The following is a 15,899-nucleotide window of genomic DNA, read 5'->3' as shown; positions in this document are numbered from 1 at the left end:
GGTTCCGGGGCGATGGCGGAGGATGCGAGACCCCAACCTTCACGCTGGCTCCGCCTTACCGCCGACTGGGGGTTTCGCGTTTCGACGGTTCCACGGACTCATCTTCGCGCCCATTCGACGCGAATTAACAGGACAATTTTGACTATTGTCGATTTTGTCAGAAACTGATAGAATGGCGGCAACATAAGGAGGAATCATGACGGCTGTACTTGAAATGCCGCGTGCCGGTGGGACGACGATTCCGCGCGGCAATCGCGCGCTCGTCGGTTCGGACGGTGACGTGGTGGAGTTGAGCGCCGAGGCGTATGAGGCGGCGTTGAACGCGGCGTTCGGTGCGATGGGACGTCGCCGCATGATTACGACGGGAGAGGCAGCGAAGTTGCTGAACTGCTCGGCGCGCACGGTGGCCCGCATCCTCGATTCCGGCAGGCTGCCGTTCACCCGCAATGGTGCCGCCGGTCGCCGCATGGTGGATGTGGTCGATGTGATGGACTATCAGAAGCGTGAGCGTGAGCGCATGGAACGGTCCCTGGCTTCGATGCGCCACGCGGCTGTGGAGATGGGGCTGTACGGCGACGATGATGCGGCCTACGTCGCCGATTTCGACTGACGAGCCGGGGACGAATCGTGACGAAACCCGTCGTATTGCTTGATGCCAATGTCTTCCCCGCGGTCTGGTTGCTCGACATCATGCTCACGTTGGACGAGGAACAGGTGATCGATGCCGTGTGGTCCGAGCGGATTCTAGAGGAGGCGCGTCGCGCGCTCGTTGAAAGACGCAACCGTACGCCGGAACAGGCGGATCGTCTGCTCTCGTTCATCACGCCGATGAACCCTACCCATTGCGTCTACGGTTGGGAACATCTCGAAGCGACGCTTGAGCTGCCGGACCCGGATGACCGGCACGTGCTCGCCGCTGCCCTGTCCGCCGATGCCGATTACATCGTTACGTACAACCTCAAGGATTTCCCGCCGCTGAGTCTTGAACGGTACGCTGTGGAAGCCGTTCATCTGGACGAGTTCCTGAGCACGATGCTCACGCGCGACCACGATGGCATCGTGAATGCGATGAACGCCGTCGTGTCCAGTAAGGATAATCCGCCGCGTACCATGGCCGAGGAGCTGGCACATCTGCGTAGGCTACGCCTGGACAGATTCGCCGATGGCATGGAGCGGGTCGCTCGCTAAAGGGTGATGGGAATCGTGTGTCTTGCCCGGGAGCGGGCCTAGGGGTCTGAACCTAGGAAGTGGGTGTGGGTAAGGTTCCTAGGTTCGGGTGGAGGTTGGGGTCCATCAGGAGTCCACGATTCCGTCTCCGTCACTGTGTCCACGCCATGTTGGCACGAGCCGTCGCATCACTCATGGGATGACTGTGATGGGGTGAGGCTGCGCCATGCGCCGCGTCTGTCCGAGCCGATGCGCTCATGGATCCGCCGGTGCCGGTGAGTACGTTGAGCGAATTCCGCATCATCTTCGGACATCGCAGAATGACCGAGCAGGAAGGAACCTCATACTCGCGGGACAACATGCGTCAGGCGATTCTCTCGTATCTGGCGGAGCGGAACAGCGCCAGCACATCCGAACTGGCCGACGCGGCGGGAGTATCGGCGAAAACCATCCGCGACTACCTGTCCGGTTTGATGGACGAGAACCTCGTCGAGGGCATCGGGTCCAAGTACGGTCCCAAGCGCCGGTACCGGCTGGTGGCTTCCGAGTAGAAGCCGGGGCTGCGTTGCGTACTCCGAACCCGAACCTGGGAAGTTACCTAGGAACCTAGGAAGTGGGGTGTGGGTAAGGTTCCTAGGTTCGGGTACGGGTGCGGGCCGATGGGGGATGCCTGTGGGATGCGGGGCTCTGGCTGCGCGTCTGTCCGAACCGGTTGTTGAACGAGCGCACCGTCTCGACGTGTCCGCCTTGGGCTGGACGCCGCAGCGCTTGGACCCCACTTCTCGGGGTCGTCGGCAATGAAAAAGGGTTTCCGGAAAACTCCGAAAACCCTGTTGGCGGAGGATACGAGATTCGAACTCGTGAGGCTGTTACACCAACACGCTTTCCAAGCGTGCGCCATAGACCACTAGGCGAATCCTCCATGTGTTTCCCTGAACTCCTGAACAAGCAAGCTCAGCACACAATTGAGAGAGAATAGCATGGGATTTGCGGATGTGTCCAATCTTGTGTGCCATCGGCGTGTCGCGAGCCGTCGTCGACGTTGACGACGGTGGTCTCGTTCGCCTCGTTCCGGGGCGTCGTGAGCCTTCTCCCCACTGACAATCATAGGGTGTGAAGGTTAACGGAATGTGGTGGTCGTCGACCGGGTGCTGACGATGCCGGAAACGTCGTGGCCGCCGTTCGTCGGGTGGTGAGAGAATACGTCCATGACCGAAGTGAAGACGACCGCGAACGCCGCGAAGACCGACAAAACCGTCGCGAAGACCACGAAGACCGCGAAGACCGCGAAGAAGGACCCCAGGACCATCGACAAGCTCGCCATGGTCATCACCACCTACAAGCGCCAGAACCTGCTCGCCACCCTGTTCGAGTCGATTCTCGCGCTCGAACAGGCGCCGTGGCGCGTCATCGTCGTCGACAACGAGCATTCCGACGAGACCAAGTCCATGGTCGAGGATTTCGCCGCCGACGTCACCGCGCAGTGGGGCAAGACCGTCGCCGACCGTTCCGGCAACCAGTCGCGCGTCGTCTACGCGCCGCAGACCGAGAATCTGGGCGGCGCGGGCGGCTTCTCCGCCGGCGTGAAGAAGGCGTACCAGCTCGGCGCGGAATGGTTCTGGGTGATGGACGACGACGTCGCCGTCCTGCCCGACGGCATCGCCAAGCTCGCCCCGTGGACCCGTCGCCACGAGGTCATCCAGGGCAGCCGCTTCGACTATGACGGCGGCCCGTTCTACTGGCAGTACGATTTCCGCATCGGTCTCGGCATCCCGAACCCGATCGCGCCGGCCGCGTTCGGCCGCGCCGGCTTCCGCACGATGAACACGCTGTGCTTCGAGGGCGGCCTGTTCAACCGTCGCGTCGTCAAGGAGATCGGCCTGCCCGATCCGCGCTTCTTCATCTATTGGGATGACACGATCTACGGCTACCGCGCGAGCAAGGTCACCGCGCCGATCGTCATCCCCGACGTCGTGCTGCGCCGTACGCGCGAAATCGGCAACTGGGACATCGCCGGCCTGCGTCAGCTCAACTCCACGTCCGACATGAACCGCTACCACATCATGCGCAACCGCGGCTACATGGCCCGCTACTTCATGGTGTACGGCGACTACCGTCCGTTCCTCTTCGGCCTCGGCACAATCGCCACCGCCGCGAAGGAGCTCATCCGCCTCGTCATGGTCGACCGCGAGCACTTGAAGACCGGCGTCGTCCAGATCGCGAAGGGCTGGTGGGATTCCCGCAAGCTCCTGCACGACAACGCGTGGCGTCCGATGCCGTGCCCGCTACCCGACGTGCTCGACGACTGATTCGGGGCCGGTTCCGCCGACCGGTGCGCTGCGGATGCGTCTGCCGTTGTGTCTGCCGTTGTGTCCGCCGTGCGATTGGTGATGGCGCTTGAGTACGGTCTGCCAACAGGGGTTTATAGGGGGTATGCCCCCTATAAACCCCATTTTAATGGCTTGCGCTCTTGGGGTGTTAGGGGGCATTGAAGGGGGTATAACACCCACGCGCAAGAAGCGGACGGAGTCATGTCGGTGCTGACGCCCGGAGGCGTGATGTTCCAGAGCCTGTCAGATTTATGCAGGTAGGAGTGGCGAGAATCTGGAGCCCCCGTGGCGGCTGACAATAGGGGGTATTCCTGCCTATAGGGGGATTGCATAGGGGGACGGCTACGAAGAATCTTTACGGGGGTATGGCGTAAAGAAGAACGGGGGCATTGGAGTTGGGCTACTAACCCTACCTTCAAGACATGTCCGATTGATCTCAGCTGCCTCATTCGGCTCAGGTGGTGCAGGAGCTAGCGGCGTGAATGGTGCTCCGTGACACACAACGAACGTTCGGTGGCTCGACCACGTCCCCCGGGGCTCGGACGAAAGGCGCAGTGCCGCGTTGCCTGTTTGACTACTAAAAAATATGGGGGCATTTTAGGGGGCTATTCCCCCTTATCTGCCCGGGCGTCTTCGAATCGCATTACCCCCGTTTATACCCCCTATCGACAGAATGGAGGACCGCAGAACGGGGGTGCCATGTCAGGCCTGTAATGTGTGCGACTCGGGTAATCCCGGAAACTCGCCGCTTTCGTGCTAGCGCCGTTATTGTCTGTGCCGCCCGTACGCGTGCACCGATTGCTGGTTAGGGGGTATGTATGGCTCCATACCCCTGTTCAGCTTCAGCGGATAGGCTGCATGCCCCCTTCCTGACCCCCTATTGGTTACGTCACCCCCGTAAATCACATAGGCGTATGGGGGTCAGCGCGCGGGCGCGTATGCCCGCTTGCCTCGTTGCTCCTTCTGTGGCCTCGTTCTCTGCGCCCTGCGTTGTGCATGCTGTGCATGCCGCGCACGTTGCAGGCTGATTTGCCCACAGGACATGAACCTGCGTGGAAATTCCGGAACGCGGAGACTTGGGGCTCTCGAACATGTATGGTTTGCCCCGCTTTGTGCGCGGTTGGGCACGTAACGTGCATGGTTAGGAGGGCAACGTGCATAAACGAGCACGCAACGTGTAGGAGAATAACGCCAACTTGCAGCGTATGGCCCTGAAGGCATCCGCATCTACGATCATTTATGTCGCCGACTTCCGCGGAATTCCAAGGATCGTGGTCTTGCAGGCAGCCGGCGGAAAGACGTTCTTCAGGGTCGTGCCCTACAGGTTCAAGCCAATCGGCTACAGGTACGTCCGGTTCTTCTACAGGTTTCCGCTTGGACTATGCAGGTATCTACCCGAACCATGCAGGAATGTGTCTGAAGCATACAGGTTCGGATACGGATACGCCCTGTATGGTCCGTCCCCATGCGCCTGTACACACTTGGCTGGCCTGGGCTGGCCCGGGCCGGCCCGACGGCGTGCAGACCTGCCAAGCATGGGGCAGATCCTCACTCGGCGGCTCCCATGTGCGGTTCCTCCCGAAGTCGTCTCCGGTTATCCACCGTCTCATACGTGCTCCTCCACCGCGGGCCGGCTGGATTTCAGCTCCGATTCATGACCGCCTACGCTTCATGCCATGAATGTTGCAACCACACCGACGACCCCGGGCATTGCGATGAGGCAATTGGCTCTGAACCGGCTTGACGAACTGCGCAAGGCCATGGACCTCGCGAACAGGCATGGTGTCGCATTCGAGTGCGGTCTGATTTCAGCCCTCCGGCTGCACGGCATCGAGCTGCCGCTGCTCCCGCGCGGCGCGCTTGACCTGGAGAAGCTGCACATCGTCGTGGACGACCCCGCGAAGCGGCGCATCTGGAATGGAGTGCAATGCCATCTGTTGACCAAGCCCGCGTGGCTGACCATTCCCCAAGAACACCGTCGCGAGTATTCACCCGGCCAGATCATCGAGGGCGTGCAAGCGACGCATCCGCTGCTGGTCTGGGCTCAGATGGCGCGGATTCTCGACGAGGACGAGCTGACGGTGCTCGCCGACTCGATGATGCGCCGCAACCAATCCGACCCGCATTTCACCCCGGATGATTTCAATGCGCTGTTCGAAGTCCTGCCGCCGCGGTTCAAAGGCCGCGTGAAATGCCTAAACGCCATGCGCCGCATGCGCGAGAACACCGATTCCTCGATGGAGACCCGGCTTCGTCTCAGATTGGAGGCCGAACCACTGCCGGAGCTTCGCTCATTACAGGTCAACCACAAGGTGGCGATCAACGAAAACGGTGCCTTCGTGTATCTGGATATGGCGTTGCCCGATCTGCGCATCGGCATCGAATACGCGGGACGTCATCACGCCGACCAGTGGAGCGACGACGTGTCCCGCCAGTCCGCGCTCACCGCGGTCGGTTGGGAGGTGCTGACCGCGCACAACGACACCTTGAAGGACGCCGAACAGTGGCGCGAGTTCCTGATCCGGCTGACCGCGTTGGCCCTGAGCCAGCGCCAATACCACCGCCGCCACCAACGATGAACGCCATGTGACCGTCCCGCCGCCGCCCGCCCTTCACGCGCCTATGGTGTCTTGCGTATCCGATAACCACAACCCATGCATAACCACAACCCACGCAATCACACCAACCCACACCAACCCACACCACATCAAAAGGCCATTCCATGTTGTTCCAATCCGGCGCGCTGCTGCTCGCCATCATCGGCCCGTACGCGCTCAAGCATCTGCACGTGTTCGGCGAACGCGACTACAAGGTGGCGCAGGGCCTCGTGTTCAACCTGACCCTGCCGTGCGCGATCATCCTCTCGTTCGCCACGAACAAGCATGACATGCGCATGCTGTGGATCGTGCTGTTCGGCTTCTTCGCCTGCGCGATCCCGCTGTTCGTGGTCTACGCGGGTTCGCGCGGCGACGAGCGCAACTACCGCGCGTTCCAGATGCTCAACGCGTCCGGCCTGAATCTGGGCGCGTTCTGCCTGCCGGTGGTGCAGACGTTTATGGGCGCGTCGGCGGGTCTGCCGGTCATCATGCTGGATATCGGCAACGCGACGGTCGCGACGGCCGGTTCGCTCACGATCACGCGCACGCTGCTGCACATGGACGACAATTTCAAGAGCCTGCCGATGATCCTGCGTCTGCGCAATATCGCGCGTGATTTCCTTGGTTCGATCAGTTTCGATATCTACATGCTGATGCTCGTGTTCATGTTCCTGCACATCACCATCCCGCAGCCGATCGTCACGCTGATCACGCCGTTCGCCAATGCGAACGCGTTCTGCGCGATGGCGATGATCGGCCTGATGATGGAGATTCCGGACAATCGTAAGGACAAGATCGAGCTCGCCAAGGTGATTGCCTGGCGCGCACTGTTCGGCGTGGCGATCGCGCTCGCCGCCTGGTTCCTGCTCCCGTTCGATATGCGTATCCGCGAGATCATCGTGCTTGGCGCGTTCGCTCCGATCACGATCTTCTCGACGAAGTTCACCGATTCCCTGACCGGCAACGCGAAGCTCGCCGGTTTCTCCCTGACCGTCACCGCCGTCATCTCCCTCATCGTGATGACGGCCCTCCACGCCGTCCTCCCCGGCGCGTGAGCGCGGGGAGTAGTTGGGTGCGTGCGTGCCGACGTGCGACCTGCGTCGCGCACGTCGCACACGCACGAGCGTCACGGTGCGTGACCGTCGTCGCGCTACTCCAGTAGCCAGTCGATGATGTTGGTCTGTTTGATGCCGGCGTGATTCCCGTTCCCGATGCGGTCCATGGTCAGCAGGGTCTTGGGATGATTGTCGTCGATGATTCGGAGCGGGCGGAGTTCTCGGGCGAGTGTGGATTCGTCCATCACGCTTAGTGAGACCTGGTAATAGTGGTCGCCTTGCAGACCCGGCGTATAGAAGTCCACTTCGGTAGTGCCTACTTTGCCGATGTGGACGGTACGGTGGCGTCGGAGCAGCTCGAGGTAGATGATGTTCTCGATGCGGTGCCCGAGGTCGCCGCCGGTTTTGCCGAGGAACCAGAATCGGAAGCCGGGATCTCCCAGATAGTATTTTTCAAGGGTTTTCAGATAGGCTTTGCCTTTGATGTCATATCTGTCGGCTCGGAACAGCAGATAGTTCTCGCGCAGGGCGGTGATGTACTCGTTCACCGTGGTGGGGGAGATGCCGCGATGGGTCTGTTTCATGGCATCGGCTATGCCTTTTACGGATGTGATGTTGCCGGCATTGTCCGCCAGGAATGAGGCGACTTCGTTGAAGGCGGCGGTGTTGATGCGTGGATGGCGTTGCGCGATGTCCTTGACGAGGATGGTGTTGAATACGCCTCCGAGGTAGTCCGCGATGTCCTGATCGGAGTCGAGGGTGGCTGCGTACGGCAGACCGCCGTACAGCAGGTAGCGGTCGAAGGACTGCTCCGGCGTCTCGGTGGCGGGTCGTGCGCTGCGGTATTCCTTGAACGATAGGGGCAGCATGCGGAGTTCCACGTATCGTCCGGTGAGCCGTGTGGCCAGTTCGCTGGAGAGCAGGTCGGCGTTCGATCCAGTGAGGTAGAGGTCGACGTCGTCGCGCACATAGAGTCCGTCGGCGGCTCGTTCGAACTCCCGGACGTGTTGGATTTCATCCAGGAACACGTAGTTCGTGACGCCCGGTGCCAGACGGGAGACGATGTAGTCGTAGAGGGGTTTGGCGTTGGTGGGGTAGTCCTCTTCCAAGCTTTCGAAGTTGATGGCGATGATGCGTTCCGGTGCCACGCCCTCGGCGATGAGATGGTCGCGGAATAGTTTGAGTACGGTGGATTTGCCGCAGCGGCGTAGCCCCGTGACCACTTTGATGACGTCCTTGTCGCGCCATCGTTCCAACCAATCCGTGTATGCGGGGCGATTGATCATTACGTGTCCTTCTCCTCGTTCCTGCATGAGTCCCCTTACTGCAGTCCGTTCGCAAGATCTTTGCAGTTGTGACATGCCGCCAGAATTCATTAATTCTATCAGTGATGTGGCAAGTATATATCATTTTGCGGATTTCTATCAGTTTAAGTGATAGAACTCTGTTGCAGAGGAAGTTGTACTACCTATTCCGGCTATACAGACAAATGCGTCTCAGCTGGATACTGATGTGAGCCCGTTATTTGCTCCGTACGCTGTCGGGAGTCACATCTCCCTGTATCGGGCTTCGCCTTATCCGTCTGGCCGGTTAGACTGAACCACAGTCGAAAACGTTGCGATTGCGCCGGTTTCCGCGTGTGGCGGCCGGCATGATGCTCGATGCGACGAGAGTGCGTCAAGGAGTCTGGACATGGTGGGGAAGAATCTGTTCGGTGCGTCGGGGCATGGTTCTGTGGAGTCGTGCGCGTCGCGTATGCCGCGTGTGTTGCGCGTGGTTGTGCCGTCGGTTGCGTCGGTCGTGTCTGTCGTGTTGTTGGGTGCGGTGTGCGTGGTTCCGGCCAGTGCGCTCGCCGACGTGAGTGCGGATACTGCGGGTACTGCGTCCGGCGCGGTTTCCGGCGTGCCTGCCGCGTCCGGCGCGTCCGCGTTCGCGGCGCGGCCGGTCGCGGATGTTTCCGATGATGCGGTGTCGGATGCGATGCCGGGTAATCCGGATGCCGATCTGCCGGACAGGGTGTCGTCGGAGATTCCGGATGATGCGACGGTGGTGTCGGAGCGGTATGCGGTGACTCCGGATGGCGGGTTGAAGGACATCGAGACGGGTGAGGCGGTCACCGATCCGGCGATCGTGGGCACGGAAGGCCGTCAGCCGGATCCGTTGGCGAAGTCGGGCGGCGAATCGTTCATCCCGGTGAGCGCCGGTGAGGTGAAGGCGAAGGTCGCGGCGAACGGCGGCGACGTGGATGCGGATGCGGGTGGCGTTGCCTCCCGTTCCGTCGGTTCGGTGCGTCTCGCGTCCCTGCCGGGCAACGAGTACGGCGCGCATTGGGGTTCGTACAACGGGACTCCGGCGTTCTTCGACGCGCGTAATAGTCTGTTCGTCCAGCAGGCGAGTGGCGTGATCGACGTGTCGACGTGGCAGGGGACGATCGACTGGCAGAAGGTGAAGGATGCGGGCGTCGGTGGCGCGATCATCCGTCTGAGCTATGGCTGGGACAACGGGTTCGACGCGCAGGCGTTGCGGAACATCAGCGAGTGCCGGCGTCTGGGGATTCCGTTCGGCGTGTACGTGTTCTCGTATGCGGAGAATGCGGGTGATGGCGCGTCGGAGGGCGCGGACGTGGTGAGCCTGCTGCGGAAGGCGGGTGTGAATCCGGGGGACTTGAGCTATCCGGTGTTCTATGACTTGGAGACGTGGACGTATACGGGGCATCGGAGTCCGTCGTCCCCGGGCGTGTATGAGGGGATCGTGGATGCCTGGTATGCGAAGCTCCGGGCGGCGGGGTACACGAATCTGAGCGTCTACTCGTACACGAGCTATCTGAACACGGCGTTGGACAGCGCGAGCATCCATGCGAAGACGCGTTGGGTCGCCCAGTACGGTTCGACGATGCAGTACACCGCGTTCCCCGCGAACGACCGCGGCTGGCAGTACACCAGCAGCGGCAAGATCACCGGCATCACCGGCAACGTCGACCTCAACGCCTTCGGCAACAAGGAGTATCAGACCGGCTACGATGTGCGTACGATGCCGGCGATTTCCGTTCCGAACGGTACGTACTACATCAACTCTGTGAAGCGTGATTCCTCCGGCGTGGAGATCGCCGGTGGCGGCACCGCGAATGGCGCGAAGACCCAGTTGTATGCCGCGAACAAGTCGAAGGCCCAACAGTTCACGTTCACGAGGCAGTCCGACGGCAGTTACGTGATCAGGAACGTCAACTCCGGCAAAGTCCTTGACGTCGCCAATGGTGAGGCCAAGCCCAGTGCCGTCGTCCAGCAGTTCGACGCGAACGGTACCGTCGCCCAACGATGGTTCATCCGTGATTCCGGTTCGGGTTGGTACCTGCAGTCCGCGCTCGGCAACTGGGTGTTTGATATCGCCGGTGGCGACACGTCCGACGGCACGACCGTCGCCTTGTACGGGCCGAATGATTCGTCCGCCCAAAAGTTCTCCGTCGCCACGGTCGGCGCGAATGTACCGACGAATACGAAGGTGCGTATCCAATCCGCGAAGAACGCGGACTTCGTGATGGACATGACCGCTGGTTCCACGGCGAATGGCACGAGAGCCCAACTGTATGCGTGGAATGGCTCCGAAGCGCAGATGTACCGTCTCAATGAGGTTGGTAACGGTGTGTACCGCATCATGAACGTCAGGTCCGGCAAAGCTGTGGAGGTCGCCGGTGCGTTGGCCGGTAACGGTGTGGCCATCCAACAGTTCGACTCGAATGGTACGACGGCGCAGCATTGGTCCGTGCTCGCGGATGGGAATGGGCTCACGTTCCTCAACGCGGGGACCGCGAAGGCGGTCGACGTGCCTGCCGGCAACGTGTCCGCGCAGGTGAAGCTGCAGACGTACACATACAACGATTCCGTCGCACAGCAGTGGACGCTGGATAAGGTGAAGACGATGCGCGAACGTCTGGACGAGCAGGCCGCGGCCAATAGGAGCGTGCTCGCGGACGGTACATACAAGGTGTCGGCCGCTGTGAAGACGTCGATGGTTTTGGATGTCTCCGCCGGTTCCGTTGCGAATGGCGCGAACGTGCAGCTGTATTCGGATAACGGCACCGACGCCCAGCGTTGGATCGTCTCCCATGATGCGCAGGGCTATGTGACCCTGACGAATGCCGGTTCCGGCAAGGTGCTGGATGTGTTCAACGGCGTCACGGCGAACGGCACGAATATCCAGCAGTTCGCCGGCAACGGTACGTGGGCGCAGAAGTGGATCGCGGTGAGGAACGCGGACGGCAGTATTACGTTGCGTTCCGCCGCCGCGGAGGGCATGGTGGTTGATGTGTTCAACGCGTCCACGTCGAATGGTGCGAACGTGCAATTGTTCGCCGGCAACGGTACCACCGCGCAGAAGTGGCGGTTCATCGAAGCCAAGACCATGCGCGGTCGGTTGAATGACGCCGCCTCGAAGAACCGGAACGTGCTTGCTGACGGCAGGGTGGTCGTGTTCGCATCGAAGTTGAACGCCGGCAAGGTAATGGACGTCGCCGGCGGATCCGCGTCGAATGGCGCGAACGTGCAGCTGTTCGCCGGTAACGGTACGAACGCGCAGAAATGGCGGGTCTCACACGATGCGCAGGGATATGTGACGCTGACGAACATCGGTTCCGGCAAGGTGCTGGACATCGCCGGCGGATTCACCACCAATGGGACCAACATCCAGCAGTTCGCGGGCAACGGTACGTGGGCGCAGAAGTGGATCGCGGTGAGGAACGCGGACGGCAGCGTCACGTTGCGTTCCGCCGCTGCGGAGGGCATGGTGATTGATGTGGCCGCCGGCTTGACCTCCAACGGCACGAATGTCCAGTTGTATACGTCGAATGGCAGTGCCGCCCAGCAGTGGCTTCTGAAATAGTCGACGAGGATGGTGGTGCGGTGACGAGTCATCGCACCACCACATCGGAGTTTCAGTCGTGACTCCATTTCAGATTGTGATGATTCCATCGCACAATGGTTTGTGCATCGTGGTCGGGAATATTTGCAGTAGCTTTTCGCCATCCCCCTCTGGGAAGCCGTTACGTTTGGCGTAAGGGGCGAGGAGTTCCGCAAGATAGGAGCGGTTGAGGTTTTCGAGCATCTCCTTGCTGGCGTTCAGGAAGATATCCGAGACAAGCGAGAGGTCCGTATCCTCTGCGACGAGGTCCGCGGTGGTCTGTTCGATGGTGGTTACGGGCAGCCCTTCCCGGTTCGTCAGTGATTCAGGTGGGTATCTTTTGGTGCGTAGCATGATACCGGTGCGTTGGGTTTGCTTACGCATGGGGGTGCTGAAGCAGTAGGGTTCCGGAACGAAGTCGCCTATTCCAAGCAGCCACGCGGCGGTATGGGAGCTCACTACTGCATCCGGAATCGAATCCTGCAGCCGCTCCTCGGCCGTTTGTTGCGGGTATAGAGACAGCCAGGCGGCATGTATCGCCTCGAATTGTTCCGACGGGGCGGAGTTGTTGCGGTACACCCCTTTGAGCAGTCTCTCTAGTTTGCCTGCCCTCTCAAGCTTGTAAAGGTCCGAGCGGGAAACGTTGAAACGTCGGGCTTGAGCTGAGGTCACCAGTCCCCATTGCGTCGCCATCAGAGGGGCGAGTCTTTGGAATGCTGGCTTGTTCTTCATGCTTGGATTGTATCCCTATGAGGATACAATCCAAGCATGCTCCTTACTGTTGAGGGTTAGTGGCGCTTCATATAGGCGAAGCGGTTGGCATCGACGACACCGATGCTCTGGAAGTGACGGCACGGTGATATGTACTACTCCAACCGAGCGCGGTCTTTGCGCTTCGTTGTGGATAACCGTCGGAGATGGGCTACTATGGTGTACCGTTCATGAAATGTGCGCATGCCGCTTGACGGGAGCGAGTTTTCAGCTGACAGAGTGAGGTAGTGCGGGATATGGATATTCAGAACTCCACGGATAGGCGTTCGCTGACGGTGATGGTTCCTTGCTTCAATGAACAGGAATCGTTGCCCCTATTGTTCAAGCGTATGGATTCGTTGATTGCCGACGCGAAGAATCTTGAGTATACGTTGCTGTTCGTGGATGATGGTTCCAAGGACGATACCCGGGCGTTGATACGCGAATACGCAAAGACTCATTCGTATGTGGAGTACATCTTCCTGTCGCGTAACTTTGGCAAGGAAAAAGCCATGTATGCCGGGATCGAGAATGTGCATACGGATGGTTTGGTGATTATCGACGCGGATTTACAGGACCCTCCGGAGCTGATTCCGCAGATGGCCGAGCTGTGGAGGCAGGGATACGATGACGTGTATGCCCGGCGCCGTTCCCGTGAAGGGGAGAGCTGGTTGAAGAAGGCGACGAGCCGTTGGTACTATGACTTGTTGCAGAAGGTGTCTGGTGTCGCGATTCAGAAGGATACCGGTGATTTTCGCCTATTGGATCGCAAGTGCATCGATGCGTTGAAGCGACTGGACGAATCCGAGCGTAACTCGAAGGCGCTTTTCAGCTGGATTGGCTTCCGGAAAATAGAGTTTCTTTATGATCGCGATAAGCGTGTAGCAGGAAAGACCAAGTGGAATTACATGAAACTGTTCCACTTGGCAATGGATGGCATCACAAGTTTTACTACCATGCCGTTGAAGATCGCTACATGGGCGGGCGGCATCGTATCCTTTGCTGCAATTGTATATGCGATTGTGATTTTGATTAGAACGTTGGCATGGGGCGTTGATGTGCCGGGGTATGCGTCGACCATGGTGGTGGTACTGGTCCTTGGTGGAATCCAGCTACTGAGTCTCGGTATCATAGGCGAATATCTCGGACGAGTGTTCATGCAGACCAAGCATCGGCCGAATTATCTCGTGCAGGAGCAGCATATTGTCAAATGAGCAGCAGGCAGCATCCTGTGAAATGGTTTTACCTGCCTGCGGGATGAGGCAGTGGAAGCGTATTGTCGTACTATTCTTGGCGATAGTGTGGTTTGTCGCCGATATCCCTATGTTTATGACATATCTGCCTATGACACAAGGGCAGGATCTGCTGTTTCATCTCTATCGAATTCAAGGGATTGCGAACGCACTGCAGAGTGGGCAGTTCCCTGTTCGCATGCAATATTCACAGATTGATGGATATGGGTATCCGCTATCCATTATGTATGGGGACATATTCCTGTATCCATCGGCAATATTGCATATACTGGGTTTGTCCATTGGGTCCGCATACAAACTATTTGTATTAGCACTTAATTTGGCAACAGTCATCGTCACATTTGTAATTGTTAGACGGGTGTTTGACTCCACGTTAATTGCGTGCGTTGCCAGTGCTCTATGGACATTGTCTCCTTATCGTTTGGTGGACGTGTATTTGCGCGCAGCCGTTGGTGAATACACGGCTTTATTCTTCTTCCCGGTGCTTTTATATGGGTGGTATGCGATTATATATTCCGGCTCCAGTAAGCATCCTTGGCTGTGGACTTCACTGGGGATTTCAGGTATCGTATTATCGCACGTAATTAGTGTCCTGCTCATAGCCGTGACGATGCTTTGTTTCTTGATTGTGGGACTCTATGTGAATCACACAAGATATGTATGGAAACAGCTGGCGCTATCCGCCGCATGCTCGATAGGTCTCTGCATGTGGTATGTAGTGCCCTTCCTGGATTATTACCACAACGTCGACATGCGTGTCCTGTCGTTGGATAATGCCGAGAAAATATCCGTAGCGGCAAGTAGTCTGGTGCAGCCGGCACAGCTGTTCATGTTTCTTCCTCCTATGACAGGTGCTAGTGGACGTGATCCTAATCAGGTGGCGCAAGATATGCCGCTGGCGCTCGGATGGGCGCTGTTGCTCGGCATGGCAGTATTTATTCTGGTAATTGTTCTTGGCGATGTTATTTGCCGGAAGAAGTCATGTCGTATGTTCCGCATCGGTCTGATTGCTTTTGCAATCAGCATGGCGTTACTATTTCTAATGTCGACTCTATTCCCTTGGCACTTGAGTAGATTCGCTATATGGAATGAGATGATTAGTCTTGCTGCTTCTATTCAATTCCCGTGGCGTTTCCTTGGTGGCGTATCCGTCTTACTGATAGTGGTTTGTTGTGCTGGGTTATTTTGCCTATACTCCAATGCAGCCTATATGCGCATAGCCCGTATGGGAGGTGCGCTGATTGTATGTATTGCTCTAATGGAGGCCGGGTTCGCTACAAGTAGCTGGATTCATGGATCCGAGCCCAGCGGTAAGTTCCCATCTGTAGCGTCTGCTCAGATGAGTGGATATGGCGTAATAAATGGTGAATATCTCCCTGAGAAGTTCGATGTCTCGTACCTTGATTCACACCTTGGCGACCCTGAGAGCAGCAATGCTCGTATAGAAAAGTATGTGAAAAAGGATGGGACAATCGATTTGTATATTTCGGCGTCGAAGAGTGGTAGCGTAACGTTGCCATTGCTTATGTATCCCAATTATCGGGCTGATACTGATTTCGGTCGTACGCTTACATTGCGTGAAACATCAAACAGGTTGATGCAATTGGATTTGCCTGATGATTATGCCGGATGGGTGCATATTTCCTATGTTGAACCATTGTCTTGGCGTATATCAGAAACAATTTCTGTCATCACAATTTGTGCTTTAATGCTCCTTTTTGTGGGAAAACGTTTTGTTCGACTCGTACTTATGTTGCCGTTTGCTTGCCGATCTGCGTAGGTAAAGGTTGAGTTTTCAATTATTTCGTTGTTTAATTGAATGCCGTGGGTATATGAAAGGCTGGGGTGCTACGC

The 15,899-nt window shown here is 58.3% G+C and carries 11 protein-coding genes and 1 tRNA gene; 9 read left to right on the top strand and 3 right to left on the bottom strand.

Annotated elements, in window-relative coordinates; all coding sequences use genetic code 11:
• Nucleotides 1-196 precede the first annotated feature (196 nt).
• From AC1AYD_RS08070 to AC1AYD_RS08060, 3 genes are all read left to right on the top strand, one after another.
• On the top strand, nucleotides 197-610 hold the full coding sequence (locus tag AC1AYD_RS08070; protein ID WP_476503187.1) for a helix-turn-helix domain-containing protein: 414 nt from the start codon (nucleotides 197-199) through the stop codon (nucleotides 608-610).
• Between the two features lie 17 nt (nucleotides 611-627).
• On the top strand, nucleotides 628-1,188 hold the full coding sequence (locus AC1AYD_RS08065; RefSeq protein ID WP_476544947.1) for a PIN domain-containing protein: 561 nt from the start codon (nucleotides 628-630) through the stop codon (nucleotides 1,186-1,188).
• 299 nt (nucleotides 1,189-1,487) lie between these two features.
• A complete protein-coding gene (locus AC1AYD_RS08060; protein ID WP_476544946.1) occupies nucleotides 1,488-1,718 on the top strand; it encodes a FaeA/PapI family transcriptional regulator in 231 nt (76 codons plus the stop codon).
• Between the two features lie 283 nt (nucleotides 1,719-2,001).
• On the opposite strand, the gene AC1AYD_RS08055 is transcribed toward AC1AYD_RS08060, so the two are convergent.
• Nucleotides 2,002-2,089, bottom strand: a tRNA-Ser gene (locus AC1AYD_RS08055).
• Nucleotides 2,090-2,489: 400 nt separating this feature from the next.
• Between AC1AYD_RS08055 and AC1AYD_RS08050 the strand changes: the two genes are divergently transcribed.
• From AC1AYD_RS08050 to AC1AYD_RS08040, 3 genes are all read left to right on the top strand, one after another.
• Nucleotides 2,490-3,476: a glycosyltransferase family 2 protein gene (locus tag AC1AYD_RS08050; RefSeq protein ID WP_476503198.1), complete on the top strand. Its 987-nt coding sequence runs from the start codon at nucleotides 2,490-2,492 to the stop codon at nucleotides 3,474-3,476.
• 1,697 nt (nucleotides 3,477-5,173) lie between these two features.
• Nucleotides 5,174-6,076: a DUF559 domain-containing protein gene (locus tag AC1AYD_RS08045; RefSeq protein ID WP_476544944.1), complete on the top strand. Its 903-nt coding sequence runs from the start codon at nucleotides 5,174-5,176 to the stop codon at nucleotides 6,074-6,076.
• A gap of 143 nt (nucleotides 6,077-6,219) precedes the next feature.
• Nucleotides 6,220-7,149, top strand: coding sequence for an AEC family transporter (locus AC1AYD_RS08040; RefSeq protein WP_476544943.1), 930 nt, complete (start codon nucleotides 6,220-6,222; stop codon nucleotides 7,147-7,149).
• A 95-nt stretch (nucleotides 7,150-7,244) separates the two neighbouring features.
• Here the strand turns inward: AC1AYD_RS08040 and AC1AYD_RS08035 are convergent, their stop codons facing one another.
• A complete protein-coding gene (locus AC1AYD_RS08035) occupies nucleotides 7,245-8,435 on the bottom strand; it encodes an ATP-binding protein (protein ID WP_476544942.1) in 1,191 nt (396 codons plus the stop codon).
• A 544-nt stretch (nucleotides 8,436-8,979) separates the two neighbouring features.
• Here AC1AYD_RS08035 and AC1AYD_RS08030 point away from each other — a divergent pair.
• Complete coding sequence (locus AC1AYD_RS08030) at nucleotides 8,980-12,024, top strand: RICIN domain-containing protein (RefSeq protein ID WP_476544940.1); 3,045 nt, start codon at nucleotides 8,980-8,982, stop codon at nucleotides 12,022-12,024.
• Nucleotides 12,025-12,093: 69 nt separating this feature from the next.
• On the opposite strand, the gene AC1AYD_RS08025 is transcribed toward AC1AYD_RS08030, so the two are convergent.
• On the bottom strand, nucleotides 12,094-12,774 hold the full coding sequence (locus tag AC1AYD_RS08025) for a type IV toxin-antitoxin system AbiEi family antitoxin domain-containing protein (RefSeq protein ID WP_476533005.1): 681 nt from the start codon (nucleotides 12,772-12,774) through the stop codon (nucleotides 12,094-12,096).
• 275 nt (nucleotides 12,775-13,049) lie between these two features.
• Here AC1AYD_RS08025 and AC1AYD_RS08020 point away from each other — a divergent pair, with 275 nt between their 5' ends.
• Both AC1AYD_RS08020 and AC1AYD_RS08015 read left to right on the top strand, forming a co-directional pair.
• Nucleotides 13,050-14,006: a glycosyltransferase family 2 protein gene (locus AC1AYD_RS08020; protein WP_476533004.1), complete on the top strand. Its 957-nt coding sequence runs from the start codon at nucleotides 13,050-13,052 to the stop codon at nucleotides 14,004-14,006.
• Nucleotides 13,996-15,825 carry a hypothetical protein gene (locus AC1AYD_RS08015; protein ID WP_476533003.1) on the top strand — a complete coding sequence of 610 codons (1,830 nt, stop codon included), beginning with the start codon at nucleotides 13,996-13,998 and terminating at the stop codon, nucleotides 15,823-15,825. The genes AC1AYD_RS08020 and AC1AYD_RS08015 overlap by 11 nt, the downstream gene beginning before the upstream one ends.
• The last annotated feature ends 74 nt before the right edge of the window (nucleotides 15,826-15,899 follow it).

The sequence above is a fragment of the Bifidobacterium sp. LH_426 genome, from assembly GCF_056356875.1.
Note: the sequence above shows the minus strand (reverse complement) of the source record. Positions and strands in the feature narration are given on the sequence as shown.

Excerpts from the sequence above, each read along its gene's own strand:
- AC1AYD_RS08070 (WP_476503187.1), top strand. The coding sequence starts at position 197 with ATGACGGCTGTACTTGAAATGCCGCGTGCCGGTGGGACGACGATTCCG.
- AC1AYD_RS08060 (WP_476544946.1), top strand. The coding sequence starts at position 1,488 with ATGACCGAGCAGGAAGGAACCTCATACTCGCGGGACAACATGCGTCAG.
- AC1AYD_RS08050 (WP_476503198.1), top strand. The coding sequence starts at position 2,490 with ATGGTCATCACCACCTACAAGCGCCAGAACCTGCTCGCCACCCTGTTC.
- AC1AYD_RS08045 (WP_476544944.1), top strand. The coding sequence starts at position 5,174 with ATGAATGTTGCAACCACACCGACGACCCCGGGCATTGCGATGAGGCAA.
- AC1AYD_RS08040 (WP_476544943.1), top strand. The coding sequence starts at position 6,220 with ATGTTGTTCCAATCCGGCGCGCTGCTGCTCGCCATCATCGGCCCGTAC.
- AC1AYD_RS08035 (WP_476544942.1), bottom strand. The coding sequence starts at position 8,435 with ATGATCAATCGCCCCGCATACACGGATTGGTTGGAACGATGGCGCGAC.
- AC1AYD_RS08025 (WP_476533005.1), bottom strand. The coding sequence starts at position 12,774 with ATGAAGAACAAGCCAGCATTCCAAAGACTCGCCCCTCTGATGGCGACG.
- AC1AYD_RS08020 (WP_476533004.1), top strand. The coding sequence starts at position 13,050 with ATGGATATTCAGAACTCCACGGATAGGCGTTCGCTGACGGTGATGGTT.